Source organism: Pseudarthrobacter sp. BIM B-2242 (genome assembly GCF_014764445.1).
Lineage (GTDB): Bacteria > Actinomycetota > Actinomycetes > Actinomycetales > Micrococcaceae > Arthrobacter > Arthrobacter luteus_A.
Window position 1 is genome coordinate 3,179,014 of the sequence record NZ_CP061721.1, and the last position, 14,737, is coordinate 3,193,750.

The window sequence follows — 14,737 nt, forward strand, 5'->3', positions numbered from 1 at the left end:
CCCTTAAAGCAGCGGGAACTACCGCAGAGTACTGTTGTCTCATCATGACGAGCACGTTCCGCACCCTCACGGTCCCCCTGGATGGCAACGCATCTGCCGGCGGACTGCCGCAGTTCCTGGTCCGGGACGACGTCCTCTGCTGGACCCGCCGCGAGGCCGGCCTGGTGGGCTTCGGCGAAATCGCCCGCTTCACCGCAACCGGCCCGGAACGCTTCCTCGAGGCCGATATCTGGTGGCGGCACCTCGTCCTGGAAGCGGACATCACCGACTCCGTGGAACTGCCCGGCACCGGGCCTGTGGCCTTCGGCTCCTTCGCCTTCTCAAAGAAATCCGCCCACGAATCACGCCTGATCGTCCCCGAGGTCGTGGTGGGCGTCCGGGACGGCCAGTACTGGGTCACGCAACTGACGTTCGACGACGGCGAACTCACCGAAGCGGGCGCCCTCGCCGCCCTGGACCGCTGGCTCAGTGGTGGCAGCACCCACGGTGACGTCACCGCCGAACCGGATGCCGGCGTCGTACGCCCTTTGCCCGCGGCTCCCGGAGCAACGCTGCATACCGGGTCGCTGAGCGAGGAAGACTGGATGGCTGCCGTCGCTGCGGGCGTGGAGGAAATCCGCACCGGGGCGCTGGAAAAGCTGGTGCTGGCCCGGGACATTGTGGCCACGGTTCCCTCGGGCGTCAATGCGGCAAAGGTCCTGCGTGAACTGGCCGTACGCTACCGCGAATGCTGGACGTACGGGGTGGACGGCCTGGTGGGCGCCACGCCGGAGATGCTGATCCAGGTGGAGGGCCGCACCGCCCAGGCGCGCGTGCTCGCAGGGACTCTAGACCGCCGCGATGCGCACGGCGAAGACGGGATACCCATGGACTACGCCGAGCGCGTGCTGGCCGGGTCCGAGAAGCAGCGGCACGAGCACGAGATCGCCATCCAGTCGCTGACCTCGCAACTGGCGCCGTTTTCCGAAGCCATGAACGCGCACGACGAGCCCTTTATCCTGGAGCTGCCCAACGTGTGGCACCTGGCGTCGGACGTGAAGGCGGAGCTCACCGAGGTGGAGGGCCATGTGCCTACGTGCCTTGCCCTGATCAACGCTCTGCACCCCACTGCGGCCGTCTGCGGCACACCCACGCTGGTGGCCGGGGCCCTGATCCGCAAGCTGGAGCACCTGGACCGCGGCCCGTATGCGGGTCCGGTGGGCTGGCTGGATGCGGCGGGCAACGGCGAGTGGGGCATTGCCCTGCGGGGCGCCGTTATCGAGGATTCCAACACCGTGCGGTTATATGCCGGCTGCGGCATTGTGGACGGTTCCCTGCCTCAGGCCGAACTCGCCGAGACGTGGGCCAAGTTCCGGCCGATGCTGGAGTCGCTCGGCATCATCAGTTAGAACTGCCCCTCTCCCAACTCCCTCCTGGGACATTGAGAGCGGCGCGGCTGGGCGGGGCGTCCGGGGTTTCAGACAGGACCGGGCGATAATCTCTTGAAATAGGCTGTGATTTAGTTATCCAATAGTGAAACTAAGTTTCATGTGATGCACATCTCTCGTTCGGCGATACACTATGAACCGATTTAGTACCGCATACCCCTGCAACAAAAGGTAAAAAACATGCAGCTCAAGTCCCTGGCCCAGGCCAAGATCGCCGCCAAGGCAGCAGCAATCCTTGCCGCCGGCGCACTCACCCTCACTGCCTGCGGCGGCGGAACGACCACTCCGGCCGCGTCCGAAGGCGGAGTCCAGCTCATCAACGCCGGCAAGCTCACCGTCTGCTCGGACGTCCCCTACGAGCCCTTCGAATTCCAGAAGGACGGCCAGATTGTTGGTTTCGACATCGACATCGCCAACGAGGTAGCCAAGGACCTCAACGCCGAACTCAGCGTTGTGGACAGCTCCTTCGAAGCCATCGAGACCGGTACCGCCCTGACCGGTTGCGACCTGTCCATCTCCTCGGTCTCCATCACGGACGTCCGCAAGTCGGTCATGGACTTCTCCGACCCCTACATGGATGACGACCTCACCCTCGTGGCCACCACGGCGTCCGGCATCACTGACATCGACAGCGCCAAGGGCAAGAAGGTCGGCGTCCAGCAGGCCACCACCGGCGCCAAGTACGCCTCAGAGAACGGCATCGACGCGCAGCAGTTCGAGGACAGCGGCCTCCTGATCCAGGCTCTGCTGGCGGGCACCATCGACGCCGCCCTGGGCAACCAGTCCATCCTGGCCTACGCCATCAAGGACGACCCCAAGTTCAAGCGCGTGGAGGACTACACCACCGGCGAGAAGCTGGGCATCTCCATCAAGAAGGGGAACACCGCCATGACCGAGAAGGTCAACGCCACCCTCAATCGCCTGAAGGACGACGGCAGCCTGGAGAAGTTCGAGACCACCTGGTTCGGCGAGACCGCCAAGTAAGTTGCCGGACTGAACTTCAGAGCCCTAAGAATTACGCCGCCGGGGCCCCTGATGAACTGCACCGCAGTCCGTCAGGGGCCTCAGCCACGCAAATGAATGTGAGCACCTCATGGCAATGACCGCACGTCAACGGGCCAGAGTAAGCCTGTATATCCAGATCGGCATCTTTGTTGTGGCCGTGGCCGCGCTGGTCCTGACCATCGACTGGAAGACGGTCGGCAACAGCGTCTTCAACTTCGCCAAGATCGGCCCGATGTTCCCGGACATCTTCCTCGTCGGCCTCAAGAACACCCTGATCTACACCTTCCTTGGCTTTGTGGTGGGCCTCTCCGGCGGCCTCCTGCTGGCTCTGATGAAGCTCTCCAGCTTCCCTCTGTACCGCTGGCTCGCCACCGGCTACATCGAATTTTTCCGCGGCGTCCCGGCACTGCTGGTGTTCATCGCGTTCGGCTACGGCGTCCCGCTGGCGTTTGGCGTGCAGTGGAACGTCACCCTGATCGTCATGATTTCCCTGGGTATGGTGGCCTCGGCATATATCGCTGAAACCCTTCGTGCCGGCCTGCAGGCTGTCCCCAAGGGGCAGTTGGAGGCCGCACGGTCGCTGGGCATGCCGCAGTGGCGGGCCATGGTGTCCATCGTGATTCCGCAGGCGTTCAAGATTGTGCTTCCGCCGCTGACCAACGAGGTCATCCTGCTGACCAAGGATTCGTCGCTGATCTACGTCCTGGGCCTGACCGCCTCGCAGTATGAGCTGACCAAGTTCGGCCGCGACGGCATCTCCAGCCTGGGTGCCGGCCTGACGCCGCTGCTCGTGGCCGGCGCCTTCTACCTGGTCATCACCATCCCCCTGAGCCTCCTGGCCCGGAAGTTCGAAAGCCGCTCCGCGCGGACCAAGCGATAGGCAGGGAAGCCATGAACGACGTCGTAAATTCCTCCTCCGGCAGCACCGGCACCATCCACGCGGCCGGGGTTTCCATCAAGGACCTGCGCAAGTCATACGGGTCCAACGAAGTCCTCAAGGGCATCAGCCTGGACGTGGCGCCCGGCGAAGTGGTGTGCCTCATCGGCCCGTCCGGCTCCGGTAAGTCCACGCTCCTGCGCTGCGTCAACCTCCTGGAGCAGCCCAATGAGGGCGCCATCCATGTGGGCGGCTTTGAAGCCACCCACCCCGACGTGGACATCGACAAGATGCGCCGCAAGGTGGGCATGGTGTTCCAGCAGTTCAACCTGTTCCCGCACCTGAATGCCACTGCCAACTGCACCATCGCGCAGACAAAGGTGCTCAAGCGCTCCCAGGAAGAGGCCACCAAGGTGGCCCGGCACAACCTGGAACGTGTTGGCCTGGGACACCTGGCCGACCGTTTCCCGGACCAACTCTCCGGCGGCCAGCAGCAGCGCGTCGCCATTGCCCGGGCGCTGAGCATGAACCCCGAACTGATGCTCTTCGACGAGCCCACCTCCGCGCTGGACCCCGAGACCGTGGGCGATGTCCTCTCGGTCATGCGGAACCTGGCCAAGGAAGGCATGACCATGCTGGTGGTCACGCATGAGATGGGCTTCGCCCGCGAAGTGGCCGACCGCGTGGTCTTTATGGACGGCGGCGTCGTCGTGGAAGAGGGCGTGGCCGAGCAGGTCATCGGCTCTCCGACGCAGGCCCGCACCAAGGAGTTCCTGCGCCGCGTACTGGACCCGACCCACATCGAGATCGAGGAGTAGGCCGGGGCTTCTCGCCTCACCCGAGGACACGCAAACGGTCCGGGGACGCCTGTTAACGGGTGTCTCCGGACCGTTTCTGCGTCCCCCGGCCGGTGCCGTGTCCTACGGAGGGCCGACGACGGCGTGGGACCCCCGCCTCCGACAACTTCCGTTCCAGTTCGCCCGCCGTCCACAGATCCGACCAGACCCAGCGCACCATGTTGCGGCCGGTGGCCCGGATGTTGTCTTCCCGCATCTTCTCGGCAACCACCACTTGACCGGGTGTCCTGCCCTTGAGGTACTCCGCCTTCTCATACTTGGCGAACCCGTCGAATTCACCAGCTGTCCGGCTGCCCTCCCAATAAAAATCCGACCAGCCCACGCGGCCCTTGCTGTTGCAAATTTCGTACTGCAGAGTTGGTGCCGTGAACCCCGCCACATGGATCAGTCCTCGGCTGTAGGACTCACCAGCCGAGCCGGACGCGGGATCTGAAAATTCGAGCGCCGCCATAACGCGCCGCTCGGCTGCGGGCGTATACCGCCCTGGCAGAGCGCCAATCAATTCATCTTTGGTCAACGCCGCCAGGCCGCGGGTGGCGTCAGGCTTCAGAACATGGTCCAGCGGAACCAATGCCTCGGCAAATGGAACGAAGGCGGCGATATCTAGTACGGTCTGGACGCGGGAGGTGATCAGGAGCCCGCCGAGTTCATGGGCGTCGATCCTGCCGGGCGCAACCAAGTGCCGGCGGATGCCGGACAGGTCTCCGCCGCGGCCTCGATCCGGACTCTGTACTGATCCCATGGCTGGAGGCCCTTCCATGCGGCCGCGTCAACGTAGACCCCTTGACGGATGCGCACGAGTGCGCCGGCTCTGACTGCCGCCGGCAACTGACGGGTGCTCACACCTAACGACGCAAGATCCCGCGTCAGGACCAGCTTGGGGAGGACTGTCATCACCCCAAGATTTCACTGGCGGCCGGCGACGTGAAGCCCGCTGGGCCGCTATGTGGACAACCTGCCCAAACATCAGGACACGGATCCGGGCCGGGGACTCGCGACCGGCACCGGGACACGCGGATGCGGGTGTCCCAGTGCCGAAAGCGCGTCCTCGGGCCGAGAGGGTGTCAGCCGCCCAGGCCCCGCGAGACTGCTGCGGACACGGCCGTCTTGATCCGGGCGTGCAGGTCCCGCAGGCCCGCCCGGTCCATACGGACTTCCACGATGCTGCGCCCCTCGATCGGCTGCGCGAGCGCCTCGGCGAGACCCGCCGTCGTACTTACCGAGCAGTGCCCGACGCCGTACGCTGCAGCGAGTGCCGCGAAGTCCACCGAGTGCGGGGTGGCGAAGAGTCGCTCGACGGCGTCCGCGTAGCCTCCCGCCTGGCGCACCGCCCCATGTTCAAGCAGGTCGAAGATGGCCCCGCCGGCGTCGTTGAGCACCACGATCCGCAGGTCCGGGGAAGCCTCGCCGGCACCGAGAAGCAGCCCGCCGGCGTCGTGCAGGAACGTGACGTCACCCAGCAGCACGGTGGTTTCCTGCCGGCCGCCGAGGGCGATTCCGGTGGCGGTGGAGATGGTGCCGTCGATACCGGACAAGCCGCGGTTGGCGTAGACGGTGGCGCCGGGTTCCGAGGCGGGCAGCCCGGCCAGGTCCACGTCGCGGATCCCGTTGGAGGACCCGAGCATCAACTGGCCACGGGCACTGCCCCATACGAGCGCGGCCGCGGACGGGCCGGTGGCGTGGGGCTCCGCGGCGAGGACTGCGTCAAGGGCGTGCTGTGCGGCGGACCCCGCCAGCAGCCATGTATCCAGCCAGTCGGACGGGCCGCGGCCGGCGAATTCGGCGAGGTCGGCCAGGTTTTCCAGCGGCAGTTCAGTGCGCCGGCCGGGCTCATACCAGGCGACGGGAACCGGCTGGTAGAGGGCGGACGGCACATCGGCCCGGGCCAGCAGTGCGGAAACCGGCCGGGACAGCGTGGGGCGGCCGAAGAGCACCACGCGTTCGATTGGCTGCGCGGAGGACGGCCCGAAGTGCTCCAGCAGCAGCCGGTACGGGCCCACCGCGTTCGGCCCGAAGCGTGCGTTGGAGGACGGCTCCGCCAGCAGCGGCAGTCCGTGGGCGCGGGCGAAGGCTTCGGCGACCGGACCGGCGTCGTGCCCAGCCAGCACCACGGTGCGCCGCTCCGCAAGGGAAGCTGAAGCCGGCTGGAGGGCCATGGTGAGCGGCTCGGTGCCGATGCGGAATTTGGGGTGACCGGCCGCCGTCGGAAGCTCCTCCCCCGGCGCTGGCACCAGCGGGTCGCGGAAGGCGAGGTTCAGCTGGACGGGACCGGGCGCGAGCTCGGAGAACGCGCCGGTCGCTGCGGCCAACGCCGTTTCCACGGCGCGGAGCGGGCTGCTGCCGGCGGGGACATCCGCGGCAAAGCGGACGTGCTCGCCGAACAGATCCAGCTGGATGGTGGTCTGGTTGGCGCCGGTCCCCAGCAGCTCTTCGGGCCGGTCTGCCGAAAGAACCACCAGCGGCACGGCGGCATGGTTCGCTTCCATCACGGCCGGCATAAGATTCCCGACGGCGGAGCCGGACGTGGTGACGACGGCCGCCGGGGAGCCGGTGGACAGGGCGAGACCCAGCGCCGTGAAGCCGGCGGACCGCTCATCGCTGCGGACCAGCAGCTCCACCCGTCCCGCTGCTGACGCTTCGGCCAGGGCATAGGCCATGGGAGCCGAGCGGGATCCGGGCGAGACCACCACGTACTCCACGCCGCCGTCGATCAGGGCGCCGACGGCGGTCCGTGCCGCCTCCAGCGCGGTCATGGGCAAGGCTGAGGAGTGCGTTTCGGGGGCGGGGTCATCCAGGGAAGTCACCGAACCAGTCTGCCACCCCCGGACGCTCTCTCACTTAACGTCGGTTTAAACCAAACGCTCTATCACTTCCCGCCGCCGGAGCAGCAGCAAGTGATAGAGCGTTGGGGAAAAACCCGCATTAAGTGAGAGAGCGTCCTTCCGGAGGCAGACGGGGAGGCGGGCTGCCGGAGGCGGCGGCAGCGGAACTAGCCGCGGAACACCTGGACCACTGACGGACGGGGCGCGCGCGCCTGACCGCGGGCCGGCGTCGTACCTTCCGCAACGAAGTCCGGGAAGAAGGAAAGCTGCTTGTCGAAGGAGCCGTCCTCGCCCGGGTGCTGCACGGCGACGAAAACGGTGCGCTCGTCGTCGTGGATGATGGGTCCGCAGGTTTCGCCGTCGCGCGGAACGGCAAGGAACTGTTCCACCTTGCCGCGCTCGGCGCCTTCAAGGGTGACCTTGAAAAGGCCGTCCGCCTTGCCGATGCCTGATGGGGCGCCGTCGGTGGAGATCCAGAGGTTGCCTACGGAGTCGAACGCGAGGTTGTCCGGGCAGGAGATGGGCGAGACCTTGTCCACCGGGAAGCCGGAGAAGTAGGTGACGTCGCCCTGGGCCGGATCGCCGCAGACCATCAGCAGGTTCCAGGTGAAGTTCGTGGAGGTCTGGTCGCCGGTTTCGGTGATTTCCACGATGTGGCCGTCGCGGTTCTCGTTGCGCGGGTTGATCTCGGTGGCGCCTTCCTTCCCTGCCTTGCCGCGGTCCGAGTTGTTGGTGCAGGCGACGTAGACCTTGCCGGTGTGGAGGCTGGGCTCGACGTCTTCGGCGCGGTCCATCTTGGTGGGGCCAACCTTGTCGGCGGCAACGCGGGTATAAACCAGGATCTCTTGGACGGACATTCCGGGCACGCAGGACGCCCCGTTCTCAACCAGCGGCAGCCACTTACCGGTGCCGTCGAAGGAGCCGTCGGCCGGAACCGTGCCCTTGCCGTCGATTTCGGCGACAGGCGAGTTGCCCGTGAACTTGGCGACGTAGAGGTTGCCTTCGGAGAGCAGCGTCATATTGTGCTTGCGGTCGCCTTCGCGGTATTTGGCCTTGGAGACGAACTTGTAGAGGTAATCGAAACGCTCGTCGTCGCCGGAGTACGCCACCACGTGGCCGGACTCGGCGATGATCACATTGGCGCCCTCGTGCTTGAAACGGCCCAGCGAGGAGTGCTTCTTCGGGGTGGACTTGGGATCGAACGGGTCAACTTCGACGATGTAGCCGAAACGGTTGGCTTCGTTCTTGTACTTGTCGTTGCGCGTGTCGAACCGGGGATCGTCCGCCTCCCAGTTGCGGGCAGTGGCCTTGTCGGTGAGGCCGTAGCGCTTGTCCTCAGGGGATGTCCCCGGGGAGCGGAAGTAGCCGTTTAAGTTTTCCTCACCGGAGAGGATGGTGCCCCAGGGGGTGGTGCCGCCGGCGCAGTTGCCGAGTGTGCCCTTGATGAAGCGGCCTTCGGGATCGTCCTTCGTCTGCACGAGCGCGGAGCCGGCGGCCGGACCCGTCAGTTCGTAGACCGTGTTGTTCAGGTAGCGGCGGTTCAGCTCCGCGCCCTGGACATAGGTCCACGGCTTGGTGGTGTTCTTGCGTTCGAGCTCGACGACGGTCAAACCGTGCGCGGCGGCCCCCACCGCACGCTTTTGGGCATCGGGCATGGTGGCCGGGAACATGATGTTCTCGTTGGTGTATTCGTGGTTGGCGAACAGCACAGCGCGGCGGCCCTTGGTGCCCGGAATCTCGAGGATGTCCGTGTAGTCGTTGTTGTAGCCGAACTGCTGTTCCTGCGCCTTGGCAGTCTGGTTGTTCAGGTCGAAGTCCGGGGCGCCCTTGAAGATGGGGTCGCCCCAGCGGATGACGGGCTGCCAGGTGAAGCCTTCCGGAACGGTCATCGCATCGACGGCGGCGTCCACCGGAGCGATCGGCGTGAACTTAAGCTTCGACTTGGAGAAGCCCTCCTTCGCGGCGGGTGCCAGCCCCGGACCGCCGGCAACGGCAGGTTCCGCGGAGGTAACAGCGCTGCCGAGTACGACGGCGAGCGCACCGGCGGCGCCAAAGCCCAGGGCGGCGCGGCGGGACATGGTGGCGGACGCGATGTCGCGGAAGTAGCTGTTGGAGCTGGTGTTGCAGACTTCGCCGGCGCAGGCGTTGTCACACTTGAGCGCGCAGGTAACGGCACTGCGCTTGCCCTTCGTATGGCCAAGCATGGGTAGCAGGGTGAACTTGCGGGATGTCGTTTCAGACAAGGGTTGCCTCCAATAAGACGATCGGGTCCCGGCCACCCTGTCAGCCGGTTTCGACGCGCAGCCATCCGCCAAGTGAAGTTCCGGTTAACCGCCGGTGACCTGCGGAAACTGCGAGAGCGTTGGCGAAAAACCCACATTAAGTGAGAGAGCGTTGGGGAAAAACCCGCGTTAAGTGAGAGAGCGTCCCTGGGGGGAGGTAGGGGTGAGGAGGGCGTGGACGCGGCTTAGCCGGGCCAGCCACCAATCGCGGCGGTCGGCGGAAGCGGCAAACCGCGAAAGCAGCCCGGCGTCGGCGGCGGCGTCGCGGAGGCGGATGGCGCCGTCATCGGCCACCAGCGGGTCCAGGGTGATGTCCGATTCAAACAGGGAGACGGTTCCCAGTCCGCACGCGTACGGCAACTCCGGCAGGGACGCCGCCAGGGCCAGCCCGGCGCGGATGCCCACGGACGTGTCCAGCGCGGAACTTACGACGGCGGGCAGTCCCGCCTGCGCCACGATGTCCAGTGCGCGCCGCACTCCCCCGAGCGGCGCCACCTTTACCACCAGCAGGTCGGCCGCGCCGGCCCGGGCCACGCGCAGGGGGTCTGACTCCTTGCGCACGCTCTCGTCCGCCGCGATCAGCACGGGAGTCCCCGCGGCCCGCAGCCGCGAGCGCACCTCAGCGAGGCCCACAATGGTGGGCACAGGCTGCTCGGCGTATTCAAGCCCGACGGCGGCGAGCCGCGTCAGTGCCTCCACCGCGGTCGGTACGTCCCAGCCGCCGTTGGCGTCGACCCGGATGGCTGCGTCCGGCAATGCAGACCGGACGGCCGCAACCCTGGCGTAGTCGTCGTCGAGCGTTTGCCCGCGTTCGGCCACCTTGATTTTGACCGCATCCACGCGGCCGAACCGGGCCAAAACCTCGGGCACCCGGTCCGCCGAGACGGCGGGGACTGTGGCGTTGACCGGAATCACCTGCCGGACCGGCTCCGGAAAACCAACCCAGCCGGCCTCGATCGCGGCGGCGAGCCAGCGGGAGGCCTCGGCGTCGTCATATTCAGGGAAGGGGCAGAACTCGCCCCAGCCGAGGGGGCCGCGCAGCAGCAGGGTTTCGCGCTCCATGATGCCCCGGAACTTCACCCGCATTGGCAGGCTCACCACATGCGCGGACGCCAGCAGCTCATCAAGCGTGGGAAATCCGAAGGACGGCATCGGACGCGGGACCGGGGAAGGCATGGGTTCACTGTACAAGCGGGGGCCGACAGGTCAGGAGTCAGCGCATCAGGAGCAAGCGTGTCAGGCGCCAGCGGTTCAGGCACCAGCCCGCGGAACGGTCACCAGCAGGTCCCCCACCTGGCAGTCCAGGGCGTTGCAGATCGCGATGAGGGTGGAGAACCGGATGGCCCGGGCGCGGTCGTTCTTCAGCACGGACAGGTTCACCAGGCTGACACCGACCGTCTTGCTGAGTTCCGTCAACGTCATCCCCCGCGCTTCCAGGAGCTCGTCAAGGCGGCAGTGGATGTCGGAGTCGCCGGCTGGCATCAAACCAGCCCGTCTGTGTCTGTCTGAAGCCGGCGGCCGTACTGGAAGACGCCAGCAACCAGGACGAGGATCAGGCCTACTCCCAAGGGCCAGAGATCGAACTCGGCAGTGAAGGCGAAGGACTCCCCCGGCGGTCGCCCGTTTGCCGCGATCATTTCCGCCAGCCGGTTTCTTGCACCCGCGTCGAGAACTTGGCCCACCGTCCCGGCCAATGCCAGCACCGCGCCGCAGGCCCCCACGATCCACACCGATCCGGGCGTGAACAGGATTGCGCTGCGGAGCCGGTAAGCCAGCACAAACACCAGTGTCAGAACTGCCAGTAACCCCGCCTGGTTCAGGGCCGCACCCCAAGCCAGAAGCTCCCCGGGGCCGGCGGGCAGGTCAGGAATAGTGGCCACCAACGACGAGAAGTGCCCGGTGGATTCCAATTCCAGTCCGCTGACGGCCCGCTGCGTTGAGGCTATGGGAAGCTCCAGCGTCACAGGCCCCCTGAAATACCCGATGATCCCTGCCACTGTCAGGCCTGTGGTCAAGACCGCCACGGCGGACGAGGTGATCATAAGAAAAACCGCATCCGCCCTCGAGACGAACTTCTTCCCGCTATTCCGCGGCCCTGCAGTGTCCTTGGTCAGTTTCATGGCTCCCCCAATGAGTATTATCGACATTCGTTAATAACGATAATCGATAAGTTACCGCCACACGCCCCCGCGCGTCAATGGCCCGGTTGACCCCCGCCCCGGCCCGCAGCTGCCTAGGCGCCCGGACACCCTAAATCCACTTATTGCGCTTGAAGGTCAGGTAGAGGCCAAGGCCCATGGCAACCATCAGGCCCAACGCGAAGGGGTAGCCGAACAGCCAGTTGAGCTCGGGCATGTCCCGGAAATTCATGCCGTAAATCGATGCCACCAGCGTCGGCGCGAACAGGATGGCCGCCCACGAGGATATGCGTTTGACCTGCTCGTTCTGGGCGAAGCTGGATTCAGTGAGCTTGCGCATCTCGTCGTTCTGGCGCTGGGCCACGAGGGCGGCGTTGACCGCAAGGGCGTTCTGCAGGAGCGCACGGAAGGACGCCACGCGTTCGTTGAGCCGGATGATGTGGTCCAGCACGTCGCGGTAGTGGTCCTGCAGTTCGGTCCCGGGCACACGTTCCGCCGTTCCGGCCATAAGCGCCTGCAGAATTCCCACCAGCGGGCTGGTGGCGCGCTGGAACGTGATGACCTGCCGGGACAGCTCGTAGATCCGCCGGGAGACATCCGGATCGGCGCCGAAGAGGTCGTCTTCGATCTCGTCCACATCGTTCTCCAGGCCCGCGGCGACGGGTTCGTATTCGTCCACCACCTGGTCCAGGATGCCGTAGAGCACCGCGTCCGGGCCGAGGGCGAGGAATTCCGGCATGGCCTCCATCCTGCGCCGAACCCTGGCGAGGTCCGGGGATTCCGCATGGCGGACGGTGATCACGTAATCGGCGCCCACAAAAACGTGGATCTCGCCGAAGTCCACCTTCTCCACATCATCCAGGTAGCGGGCGGGGCGCAGGACCAGGAACACGCACTCACCGTAGTGCTCCAGTTTCGCGCGCTGGTGCCCGGCCAGGGCATCGTCCACGGCCAGCGAGTTGAGGTCGAACTCCTCGGCCACGGAGCGGAGTTCGACGGCGTCGGGCCGGTAGAGGCCGATCCACGCCATCCCTTCGCGCTGCCTCAGCACAAAGTACGTCTCGTCGAGGTTTTCAGGGTCCGCCGTCCGCAGCCCGTCCACGTACACCGCGTTGTCGATGATGGTCATGGCTGTGACGTTAGACCCTTCAGAACCCGCCGCCAACAGCCCCTTCCAACGCATATCCATATGGGTATACAATTCGAACATGGCACGGGCAGCAACAACGGCAGATGCGTTCAACGCGGTGGCGGAGCCCCGCCGCCGCGAAATCCTGGATGCACTCACCCACGGAGAGCGCCCGGTCGGTGAGCTGGTTGACCTCCTGGGCCTGGCGCAGCCGCACGTATCACGGCACTTGAGGGTGCTGCGCGAGGTGGGCGCCGTCGTCGTGCGCGATGCAGGCCGGCAACGCATGTACCGGCTGAATCCGCAGGCGCTCAAACCCATCCACGACTGGGTGGCCACCTACCAGCACCTCTGGGAGGAACGGTTCGACCTCCTCGAGGACGTGCTGGATGACCTCAAAGACGAAGACCAGAAAGAACACGGGCACTGAAAAGGAGTACGGCAATGGCACAGACAAACACCATGGACGTGACGTTCCCCGGCGACACGGAAATCCTGATCACCCGCACCGTCAACGCGCCGCGGCACCTCGTGTACCGGGCCTGGACCACGCCGGAGCTCGTCAGGAAGTGGTGGCCGGGCCGGCGGGGCGAGATGACAGTAGCGGACATGGACTTCCGGGTGGGTGGCGGGTGGCGGTATGTCATGACCGCGCACGGCGAGTTCGAGGTGGCCTTCCACGGCACGTACCGCGAGATCGTGCCCAACGAGCGGATCGTGCACACCGAGATCATGGAAATGCAGGGCTCCGCACCGGACAGCGAAGACGGCGCAGTGGTCAACACCGTCACCTTTGAGGACGCGCACGACGGCGGCGCCACCGTGGTCAGCATCCGCACCGATGCGGGCAGCAAGGAAGTCCGGGACATGATTGCGCAGTCCGGCATGGAGGGCGGCGTGCGCGAGCAGTTCGAGATCATCGAGGAGCTGGCTGCGTCCCTCACCTGACGCACCCCCGGCCCAAGTAGGTAGCGCTATCTGTCGTTATGAGCGCTCATAACGACAGATAGCGCTACCTACTTGGGGAATGGAACGACAAGCCCGCCGGTACGCCCACCTCACACGCGTTAGGTAGACTGCAGGAAACACCGCACGCCGGAGGATACGCATGAACCGCAAAGCCACAGCACTGGACGTCGCCAAGCTCGCCGGGGTGTCCCGCAGCGCGGTGTCGCTGGTCCTGAACGGCCGCGGCGACGGCAATGTGGCCCAGGAGAGCCAGGTCCGCATCCGCGAAGCGGCAGCCACGCTGAACTACACGCCCAACGCCATCGCGGTGAGCCTTCGGAACCGCCGGTCCAGGATCATCGGCATCGTCTCGGACCAGGTGGTCACCAGCCCGTTCGACGGCAACATCATCGCCGGTGCGGACGCCGTGGCCAGGTCCCAGGGCTTTGTCACCGTGGTGATGGATACGGAGCTTGACGAGACGCGGGACGAAAGTGCCGTGGCCACGCTGCTGGACCGCCAGGTGGACGGGCTGATGTACGTCACCGTGGGCCTGCGGCCCCTGCACGTCCCGCTCAACATGCTGCGCGTGCCGGCTGTGCTGGCCAACTGTTTTGATGACCGTCCGGAGGCCGGCGTTCCCGCTGTGATCCCGGATGAGGTCCGGGGCGGCCGCGAGGCGGCGGCGCATCTGCTGGAGCTTGGCCACCGGGACATCGCGTTCCTCGCTGGCGACAACCTCACGCCCGCTGCCCCGCGACGCATCCAGGGCCACCGGGACGCTTTCGAGGCCGCCGGATTGCCGGTGCTCCCGGGCCGGATCCTTGAGGCTGGCTGGGACATCGACGCCGGGTTCCACGGTGCCATGAAGCTTCTGGACGGGGTTGCCGCAGCGGAGCGGCCCACCGCGATTGTGTGCGCGAACGACCGCCTGGCCATCGGCGTGGTGCTCGCGGCCAACCGGCTGGGCCTGGCCATCCCCCAGGACCTCTCCGTCATGGGCTACGACGACGAATTCCGCATCGCCTCCACCATGGTCCCGGCCCTCACCACCATGGCCCTGCCCCTGCGCGAGATGGGTGCCGCCGCCATGACAGGGCTCCTCGGGGAACTCTCTGAGGCACCGGAGGATCACGACGGCGGCGCCTCCACAGCGGGCGGACTCACCGTGGGCGGTGCACAGCAGACGCTGGTCCCGTGCCGCCTGGTGGTGCGCGAATCAACGGGCCCGGTCCCCGCCGGCCGGATCTGA

Annotated in this window: 15 protein-coding genes; 7 read left to right on the top strand and 8 right to left on the bottom strand. The window is 66.2% G+C overall.

All coding sequences use genetic code 11. The features are described from left to right. Positions 1 to 44 precede the first annotated feature (44 nt). The 4 genes from IDT60_RS14630 (at position 45) to IDT60_RS14645 (ending at position 4,127) form a co-directional block, all read left to right on the top strand. A complete protein-coding gene (locus IDT60_RS14630) occupies positions 45 to 1,388 on the top strand; it encodes an isochorismate synthase MenF (protein ID WP_191079576.1) in 1,344 nt (447 codons plus the stop codon). 219 nt (positions 1,389 to 1,607) lie between these two features. Then, positions 1,608 to 2,411, top strand: a complete 804-nt coding sequence (locus IDT60_RS14635) for an ABC transporter substrate-binding protein (RefSeq protein ID WP_191079577.1) — start codon at positions 1,608 to 1,610, stop codon at positions 2,409 to 2,411. Between the two features lie 109 nt (positions 2,412 to 2,520). Beyond that, entirely contained in the window at positions 2,521 to 3,312 is a 792-nt protein-coding gene (locus tag IDT60_RS14640) for an amino acid ABC transporter permease (RefSeq protein WP_191079578.1), read from the top strand. Between the two features lie 11 nt (positions 3,313 to 3,323). Beyond that, positions 3,324 to 4,127, top strand: a complete 804-nt coding sequence (locus IDT60_RS14645; protein ID WP_191079579.1) for an amino acid ABC transporter ATP-binding protein — start codon at positions 3,324 to 3,326, stop codon at positions 4,125 to 4,127. 52 nt (positions 4,128 to 4,179) lie between these two features. Here the strand turns inward: IDT60_RS14645 and IDT60_RS14650 are convergent, their stop codons facing one another. The 8 genes from IDT60_RS14650 to IDT60_RS14680 form a co-directional block, all read right to left on the bottom strand. Further along, a complete protein-coding gene (locus IDT60_RS14650; protein ID WP_223884025.1) occupies positions 4,180 to 4,908 on the bottom strand; it encodes a hypothetical protein in 729 nt (242 codons plus the stop codon). Next, the gene (locus tag IDT60_RS23575; protein ID WP_223883730.1) at positions 4,797 to 5,060 is read right to left on the bottom strand and encodes a type IV toxin-antitoxin system AbiEi family antitoxin domain-containing protein; all 264 of its coding nucleotides are present in this window, start codon (positions 5,058 to 5,060) and stop codon (positions 4,797 to 4,799) included. The genes IDT60_RS14650 and IDT60_RS23575 overlap by 112 nt, the downstream gene beginning before the upstream one ends. 170 nt (positions 5,061 to 5,230) lie before the next feature. Beyond that, on the bottom strand, positions 5,231 to 6,919 hold the full coding sequence (gene menD, locus IDT60_RS14655; RefSeq protein WP_191081963.1) for a 2-succinyl-5-enolpyruvyl-6-hydroxy-3-cyclohexene-1-carboxylic-acid synthase: 1,689 nt from the start codon (positions 6,917 to 6,919) through the stop codon (positions 5,231 to 5,233). A 236-nt stretch (positions 6,920 to 7,155) separates the two neighbouring features. After that, a complete protein-coding gene (locus tag IDT60_RS14660) occupies positions 7,156 to 9,231 on the bottom strand; it encodes a PhoX family phosphatase (RefSeq protein ID WP_191079580.1) in 2,076 nt (691 codons plus the stop codon). A 168-nt stretch (positions 9,232 to 9,399) separates the two neighbouring features. Further along, complete coding sequence (locus IDT60_RS14665) at positions 9,400 to 10,446, bottom strand: o-succinylbenzoate synthase (RefSeq protein ID WP_370590691.1); 1,047 nt, start codon at positions 10,444 to 10,446, stop codon at positions 9,400 to 9,402. Between the two features lie 75 nt (positions 10,447 to 10,521). After that, positions 10,522 to 10,752 carry a helix-turn-helix transcriptional regulator gene (locus tag IDT60_RS14670; RefSeq protein WP_191079581.1) on the bottom strand — a complete coding sequence of 77 codons (231 nt, stop codon included), beginning with the start codon at positions 10,750 to 10,752 and terminating at the stop codon, positions 10,522 to 10,524. Further along, positions 10,752 to 11,312: a hypothetical protein gene (locus IDT60_RS14675; protein ID WP_223883731.1), complete on the bottom strand. Its 561-nt coding sequence runs from the start codon at positions 11,310 to 11,312 to the stop codon at positions 10,752 to 10,754. The genes IDT60_RS14670 and IDT60_RS14675 overlap by 1 nt, the downstream gene beginning before the upstream one ends. A gap of 208 nt (positions 11,313 to 11,520) precedes the next feature. Beyond that, complete coding sequence (locus IDT60_RS14680) at positions 11,521 to 12,537, bottom strand: magnesium and cobalt transport protein CorA (RefSeq protein ID WP_191079583.1); 1,017 nt, start codon at positions 12,535 to 12,537, stop codon at positions 11,521 to 11,523. A gap of 79 nt (positions 12,538 to 12,616) precedes the next feature. Between IDT60_RS14680 and IDT60_RS14685 the strand changes: the two genes are divergently transcribed. The 3 genes from IDT60_RS14685 (at position 12,617) to IDT60_RS14695 (ending at position 14,737) form a co-directional block, all read left to right on the top strand. Then, positions 12,617 to 12,967, top strand: a complete 351-nt coding sequence (locus IDT60_RS14685) for a helix-turn-helix transcriptional regulator (RefSeq protein ID WP_191079584.1) — start codon at positions 12,617 to 12,619, stop codon at positions 12,965 to 12,967. Positions 12,968 to 12,981: 14 nt separating this feature from the next. Continuing rightward, positions 12,982 to 13,485, top strand: a complete 504-nt coding sequence (locus tag IDT60_RS14690) for an SRPBCC family protein (protein ID WP_191079585.1) — start codon at positions 12,982 to 12,984, stop codon at positions 13,483 to 13,485. Between the two features lie 160 nt (positions 13,486 to 13,645). Beyond that, positions 13,646 to 14,737, top strand: a complete 1,092-nt coding sequence (locus IDT60_RS14695) for a LacI family DNA-binding transcriptional regulator (RefSeq protein WP_191079586.1) — start codon at positions 13,646 to 13,648, stop codon at positions 14,735 to 14,737.

What these genes read in the sequence shown, in the direction of transcription:
- menD (WP_191081963.1), bottom strand. Translation starts at nt 6,919, where the DNA reads ATGACCGCGCTGGAGGCGGCACGGACCGCCGTCGGCGCCCTGATCGAC.
- IDT60_RS14680 (WP_191079583.1), bottom strand. Translation starts at nt 12,537, where the DNA reads ATGACCATCATCGACAACGCGGTGTACGTGGACGGGCTGCGGACGGCG.
- IDT60_RS14695 (WP_191079586.1), top strand. Translation starts at nt 13,646, where the DNA reads ATGAACCGCAAAGCCACAGCACTGGACGTCGCCAAGCTCGCCGGGGTG.
- IDT60_RS14650 (WP_223884025.1), bottom strand. Translation starts at nt 4,908, where the DNA reads ATGGGATCAGTACAGAGTCCGGATCGAGGCCGCGGCGGAGACCTGTCC.
- IDT60_RS23575 (WP_223883730.1), bottom strand. Translation starts at nt 5,060, where the DNA reads ATGACAGTCCTCCCCAAGCTGGTCCTGACGCGGGATCTTGCGTCGTTA.
- IDT60_RS14670 (WP_191079581.1), bottom strand. Translation starts at nt 10,752, where the DNA reads ATGCCAGCCGGCGACTCCGACATCCACTGCCGCCTTGACGAGCTCCTG.
- IDT60_RS14635 (WP_191079577.1), top strand. Translation starts at nt 1,608, where the DNA reads ATGCAGCTCAAGTCCCTGGCCCAGGCCAAGATCGCCGCCAAGGCAGCA.
- IDT60_RS14640 (WP_191079578.1), top strand. Translation starts at nt 2,521, where the DNA reads ATGGCAATGACCGCACGTCAACGGGCCAGAGTAAGCCTGTATATCCAG.
- IDT60_RS14675 (WP_223883731.1), bottom strand. Translation starts at nt 11,312, where the DNA reads ATGATCACCTCGTCCGCCGTGGCGGTCTTGACCACAGGCCTGACAGTG.
- IDT60_RS14645 (WP_191079579.1), top strand. Translation starts at nt 3,324, where the DNA reads ATGAACGACGTCGTAAATTCCTCCTCCGGCAGCACCGGCACCATCCAC.
- IDT60_RS14690 (WP_191079585.1), top strand. Translation starts at nt 12,982, where the DNA reads ATGGCACAGACAAACACCATGGACGTGACGTTCCCCGGCGACACGGAA.
- IDT60_RS14630 (WP_191079576.1), top strand. Translation starts at nt 45, where the DNA reads ATGACGAGCACGTTCCGCACCCTCACGGTCCCCCTGGATGGCAACGCA.
- IDT60_RS14685 (WP_191079584.1), top strand. Translation starts at nt 12,617, where the DNA reads ATGGCACGGGCAGCAACAACGGCAGATGCGTTCAACGCGGTGGCGGAG.
- IDT60_RS14665 (WP_370590691.1), bottom strand. Translation starts at nt 10,446, where the DNA reads ATGCCTTCCCCGGTCCCGCGTCCGATGCCGTCCTTCGGATTTCCCACG.